5 protein-coding genes are annotated in these 5,721 nt (G+C 70.2%); 2 read left to right on the top strand and 3 right to left on the bottom strand.

The annotated features are described in order from the left end of the window. Positions 1-101: 101 nt before the first annotated feature. On the top strand, positions 102-584 hold the full coding sequence (locus G6028_RS07000) for an RrF2 family transcriptional regulator (RefSeq protein ID WP_182658433.1): 483 nt from the start codon (positions 102-104) through the stop codon (positions 582-584). 232 nt (positions 585-816) lie between these two features. After that, the gene (locus G6028_RS06995; RefSeq protein WP_182658432.1) at positions 817-1,707 is read left to right on the top strand and encodes a TSUP family transporter; all 891 of its coding nucleotides are present in this window, start codon (positions 817-819) and stop codon (positions 1,705-1,707) included. Between the two features lie 51 nt (positions 1,708-1,758). Here G6028_RS06995 and G6028_RS06990 read toward each other — a convergent pair whose 3' ends face one another. From G6028_RS06990 to cysD, 3 genes are all read right to left on the bottom strand, one after another. Further along, entirely contained in the window at positions 1,759-2,676 is a 918-nt protein-coding gene (locus G6028_RS06990) for a TSUP family transporter (RefSeq protein ID WP_182658431.1), read from the bottom strand. Positions 2,677-2,680: 4 nt separating this feature from the next. Then, entirely contained in the window at positions 2,681-4,525 is a 1,845-nt protein-coding gene (gene cysC / locus G6028_RS06985) for an adenylyl-sulfate kinase (RefSeq protein ID WP_182658434.1), read from the bottom strand. An 86-nt stretch (positions 4,526-4,611) separates the two neighbouring features. After that, positions 4,612-5,529, bottom strand: coding sequence for a sulfate adenylyltransferase subunit CysD (cysD, locus tag G6028_RS06980; protein WP_095718176.1), 918 nt, complete (start codon positions 5,527-5,529; stop codon positions 4,612-4,614). Between the last annotated feature and the right edge of the window lie 192 nt (positions 5,530-5,721).

Raw genomic sequence — 5,721 nt, 5'->3', positions numbered from 1 at the left:
CGTGGCCCACGACCCCGTGCCCGCGCGGGGATAGGGGGCCCGCCCGGCGCCCCTCGCCACTCCCCCGCCCGGCGCGCGAGGCGCTCTGGGAGACTGTCCCCATGAGGGTCACCGCGAAATCGGACTACGCGCTGCGGGCGCTCGTCGAACTCGCGAACGCGCAGCGGGATCACGGTGGCGACGGTCCCCGCGAGAACCCGATCAGCGCCGAGGAACTGGGGCGGCTGCAGGACATACCGCACGGGTTCCTGCAGTCCATCCTGTCGGACCTGCGCCGGGCCGGCATCGTGGCCAGTCGACGGGGCAAGACCGGCGGATGGACGCTCGCCCAGGACGCGGGGGCCGTCACCGTGGCGGATGTCCTGCGCGCGGTCGACGGTCCCCTCGTCAGCGTCTACGACGTGCGCCCGGAGGCGGTCGACTACAACGAGCGCGCCTCGATCCTCCAGCACGTGTGGATCGCCTCGAGGGCCTCCCTGCGGCGGGTCATGGACGCGGTCTCCCTGTCCGACCTCGCCGAGGGCCGGCTGCCCCCCGATGTCCACGCACTCACCCTCGACGACGACGCCTGGGAGCCCCGCTGACCGCCGGGCCGCGAACACGCTGACCCACCAGACCCCACCGGGTACGGGCCCCCGCTCGTCACCCGGACCCGCGGGTCGGCTGCCCGCACTGGTGGCCCCCACCCGCAGGCGGGTGTTAATGTCTACTGAACAGCTCGGTTTAATGCCTTAATGGCCGGAGGGTCTCTCCCTCCGCCCGACAGGCGGCCACCGGGAGTGACAGTGTCATCGACCGACGTCGGAGGATCCCCCCGTGCCCACCCTGATCGTCCTCGGCTTCGCCGGACTCCTGGCCCAGCTGGTCGACGGCTCGCTCGGCATGGGATACGGCGTCACCTCGACGACCATCCTCGTGGCCGCCGGGATCGCCCCCGCCGCCGCGTCTGCGGCCGTGCACTTCGCCCAGATCGGCACCACACTCGCCTCGGGGGTCTCCCACCACAAATTCGGGAACGTGGACTGGCGGATCGTCGCGATCCTCGCCGGCCCGGGCGCGGTGGGCGCCTTCATCGGCGCGACGGCGCTCACCTCGCTGTCCAGCGCGGTCGCCAAGCCCATCGTCGCCGCGCTCCTGCTCGCCCTGGGCTTCTACGTCCTCTACCGCTTCCTGCGGCTCGGCGGCAGGCGGCCCCAGTTCTCCGGCCGCATCTCGGCGCGCCTCCTGGTGCCCCTCGGCTTCGTCGGCGGAACCCTCGACGCGTTCGGCGGCGGCGGATGGGGCCCGGTCGGAACGACCACCCTGCTCTCGTCGGGCCGAGTGGAGCCGCGCAAGGTGGTCGGCTCGATCAGCGCCTCGGAGTTCGTGGTGGCGGTGAGCGCCTCCATCGGCTTCCTCTTCGGCCTCGGAGCCGCGGGCATCAACTGGGCGTTCGCGGCCGCGCTGCTGGTCGGCGGCGTGATCGCCGCGCCGTTCGCCGCCTGGATGGTGCGCCACCTGTCGCCGCGGGTCCTGGGTACGGCCGCCGGCGGACTCATCATCATCACCAACACGTTCACCCTGCTGAGTTCCACCGGCGCCCCCGCACTGGTGATCGCGCCGGTGTTGGGGACGCTGTTCCTGGCATGGATCGCACTGGTGGTCCACGCCGTCCGCGCCGTCCGCCGTGAGCGGACGCCCGATCCGGTACTCGTCACGACCACCTGACCGGACTGGTGGCCCGTACGCGCGGCCGGACGAGGTGAGGGGCGGGACCGGTCAGACGCGGGTCCGGGCCCGCCTGATCGGCTCGTCGAGGTGCACCGAATACCTGCGCACCAGCGCCCGCCACACCAGCGGCCCGACCGTCACCAGCACCAGCGCGATGGCGCCGATCAGTGCAGGCGAGGCCCCGAGCATCGCCGAGGCGGTGACCGCCAACACGATGGTGATGCCCCGCCGGATCAGTCCCTGCGGCACCCGTCCGGCGAACTTCGACCCGACGTACGTCCCGATCGCCCCGCCGATCAGCAGGGGCACCAGAAGGTTCCAGTCGACGCCGGTCACCATCACGTGGCCGATCGCCGCCGCGATCACCAGCGGGACCGCCTGCACGAGGTCGGTGCCCACCAGCCGCAGCGCGGCCAGGGTCGGGTACAGCAGCATGATGCACATCATGATGACCGTGCCGGAACCCACCGAGGTGATGCCCACCATCAGCCCGCCGATGACTCCGACCAGCAGGGTGATCAGCGGCTTGACGGGCGGGTTCGGGTCGCTGCCCGTACGGATCTTGCCGGCCATCTCGAAGAACGCGCGCAGGAAATAGGCGGAGGACGCCACGATGAGCGTGCCGCCGATCGCCTTCTTCAGCAGCCCCTGGACGTCGTCGGCTCCCACCGCGTGCACCAGCCAGGCCCCCAGATAGGCCGTCGGGACCGAACCCAGGATCAGCCAGAACGCGATCTTCAGGTTGGGTTTGCCGTGCTTCCAGTGCACGCCGGCCCCGATGACCTTGTTCACCGCGTTGACCACCAGATCGTTGGCCACGGCGGCGGTGGGCGGGATCCCCACGAGGATGAGCGCGGGCGTCATCAACGCCCCGCCGCCCATCCCCGTCAGACCTATGACCACGCCGATCACCGCGCTGACGACCAGCAGACCCAGCGAGTCGTAGGTCCAGAGCGCCTCCGGCACCGGGTCAGACCCCGAGGATCGAGCTGACGATCCGCTGAGCCACCTCTTCCGCGGTGCCGTCCTCCGGCCGGATGTGCAGGTCGGGGGTCAGCGGCGGCTCGTAGGGCGCGGACACGCCGGTGAACTCGGGGATCTCTCCCGCCCGCGCCTTGGCGTAGAGCCCCTTGGGGTCACGTGCTTCGCACTCGGCCAACGGGGTGTCCACGAACACCTCGGTGAAGGGCAGGTCGGCCGCGGCGTGGACGCTGCGCGCCTTGTCGCGGTCGGCGCGCATCGGGGAGATGAGGGAACAGATGACGACGACGCCGGCGTCGGCGAACAGCGCCGCCACCTCCGCGGTGCGGCGGATGTTCTCCGCCCGGTCGGAGGCCGAGAACCCGAGGTCGGCGTTGAGGCCGTGCCGCAGATTGTCGCCGTCGAGGATGTAGGCGGGGTGCCCGGACTCGATGAGCAGCCGCTCCACCTCGGAGGCGACCGTGGACTTGCCCGAGCCCGACAGTCCCGTGAGCCAGAGCGTGCGACCCTGCCCGCGGTCTCCGCGCTGGACGGCGCCGGCGTGCCACACCACGTTGGAACCGGTGGTGGCGGGGCCGATGATCATGCCCGCGCCCACGGTGTTGCCGGTGAGCTCGTCCACGAGGATGAACGCGCCGGTGTCGCGGTTACGGCGGTACGGGTCGTACATCAGCGGGGTCTGCGTGCGCAGGCCGATGCGGCCGATCTCGTTGAGCCCCAGCTCGGTGGAGTCGGGGTCGCGGTGCAGGGTGTTGATGTCGAGCCGGTACTCCAGGCCCGTGACGATCGCCTTGGTGTCGCGGGTGGTGTGCTTGACGACGTACCGCTTGTTGGGCGTGAGCGTGGAGTCGTCGGCGAACCAGCAGACCATGGCCTCCAGCTCCGTGCCCTGGTGCGGGCGGTTGCCGGGTCGGGCGATCATCTCACCGCGGACGATGTCGATCTCGTCGTTGAGTGCGATGGTCACCGCGGCCGGTGCCGCCGCCTCGTCCAGTTCCGCGCCGCCCGGGCCCCAGATGGCCTTGATGGTGGACTGCCGACCGGACGGCATGACCACAACCTCGTCATCGACCTTCATGATGCCCCCGGCGACCGTGCCGGCGAAGGACCGGTGGTCCAGGCCGTCGGCGCGCTGGGGGCGGATCACGTACTGCACCGGGAACCGGACGTCGGTCAGGTTGCGGTCCGAGGCGATGTGCACGTTCTCGAGATGGTCGAGCAGGGCCGGCCCCGTGTACCAGGGCATCGAATCATTGCGGTCGACCACGTTGTCGCCCTTGAGCGCGGACAGCGGCACGAACGTCACGTCGTGGACCTCGAGCTTGGCGGCGAAGTCGGTGAACTCGGAGCGGATGGCCTCGTAGGTGGCCTCGTCGTAGTCGACCAGGTCCATCTTGTTGACGGCCACGACCAGGCGCGGGATGCCCAGCAGCGCGGAGAGGAACGCGTGCCGGCGCGTCTGCTCCAGCACCCCCTTGCGGGCGTCGACCAGGATGATCGCCACGTCGGCCGTCGAGGCGCCCGTGACCATGTTGCGCGTGTACTGCACGTGGCCCGGGGTGTCGGCGATGATGAACTTGCGGCGCGGGCTCGAGAAGTAGCGGTAGGCCACGTCGATCGTGATGCCCTGCTCGCGCTCGGAGCGCAGCCCGTCGGTGAGCAGCGCGAGGTCGGTGTACTCGTCACCGCGCTTGGCCGAGGTGGCCTCGATCGAGGCGAGCTGGTCCTCGAATATCCCCTTGGAGTCGTAGAGCAGGCGCCCGATGAGGGTCGACTTGCCGTCGTCGACCGACCCCGCGGTGGCGATGCGCAGCAGCTGGGCGTGCTCGGACATGGTGCTCAACTGCTCCGGGGTGAGAGTCGAGGCGGTGGCGAGCGTCGGCCCGCTGGTCGCGGACGATGCCGTGGTGGCGGAGCTCATCAGAAGTAGCCTTCCTTCTTGCGGTCTTCCATGCCGGCCTCGGAGATCCGGTCGTCGGCACGGGTGGCGCCGCGCTCGGTGACGCGGGTCCCCGCGACCTCGGCCACGACGGCGGCGTTGTCGGCGGCGTCGGACTCCACACACCCGGTGCAGGTGGCGTCGCCGACGGTGCGGAAACGGACGAGCTCGGTGCGCGCCTCCTCGCCCGGGAGGGTCTCGAGGAACCGCGTCTTGGCCAGGAGCATCCCGTCGCGCTCGATCACCTCGCGCTGGTGCGCGTAGTAGATCGGCGGCAGGTCGATGTCCTCCCGCTCGATGTACTGCCAGATGTCCAGCTCGGTCCAGTTGGACAGCGGGAACACCCGGATGTGCTCGCCCTTGCGGTGGTTGCCGTTGTACAGCTTCCACAGCTCGGGGCGCTGTGCGCGCGGGTCCCAGGCGCCGAACGCGTCACGGAAGGAGAAGACGCGCTCCTTGGCGCGGGCCTTCTCCTCGTCGCGGCGGGCGCCGCCGAACACGGCGTCGAAGCGGTTCTCCTGGATGCCGCGCAGCAGGGCGGCGGTCTGGAGTCGGTTACGGCTGGTGCCGACGCCCGTCTCCTCGACCACGCGGCCGGCGTCGATGTCGTCCTGGACGTACGACACGAGCAGCTGGACCCCGGTCTCCTCGACCACCCGGTCCCGGTACTCGATGACCTCGTCGAAGTTGTGACCGGTGTCGACGTGCATGAGCGGGAACGGCATGGGCGCGGGCCAGAACGCCTTGCGCGCCAGGTGGAACATCACCACGGAGTCCTTGCCGCCGGAGAACAGCATCCCCGGGCGTTCGAACTGCGCGGCTACCTCGCGGAAGATGTGGACGGACTCGGCCTCGAGTGCGTCGAGGTGCGAGAGCGTCACCGCCGTCCTCGCTGTCATGCGACCTCCAATGTCGTGGGCTCGTCCGGCGTGACCGGACAGCAGACCGCAGACAGGTCTGTCTGCGGTCCGGCTCGGAGACCATCGTGCTCCCCGAGCGGCCCGATTTACATCTCGGAGACGGCAATCCCGGGCAGATTGTCCGCATGTCGACATAGGCTGTCGGATATGCGACACGAACCCACCCACCGT

This window comes from Dietzia cercidiphylli (assembly GCF_014145145.1).
Classification (GTDB): Bacteria; Actinomycetota; Actinomycetes; order Mycobacteriales; family Mycobacteriaceae; genus Dietzia; species Dietzia natronolimnaea.
Note: the sequence above shows the minus strand (reverse complement) of the source record. Positions and strands in the feature narration are given on the sequence as shown.

What these genes read in the sequence shown, in the direction of transcription:
- G6028_RS07000 (WP_182658433.1), top strand. Translation starts at nt 102, where the DNA reads ATGAGGGTCACCGCGAAATCGGACTACGCGCTGCGGGCGCTCGTCGAA.
- cysC (WP_182658434.1), bottom strand. Translation starts at nt 4,525, where the DNA reads ATGTCCGAGCACGCCCAGCTGCTGCGCATCGCCACCGCGGGGTCGGTC.
- cysD (WP_095718176.1), bottom strand. Translation starts at nt 5,529, where the DNA reads ATGACAGCGAGGACGGCGGTGACGCTCTCGCACCTCGACGCACTCGAG.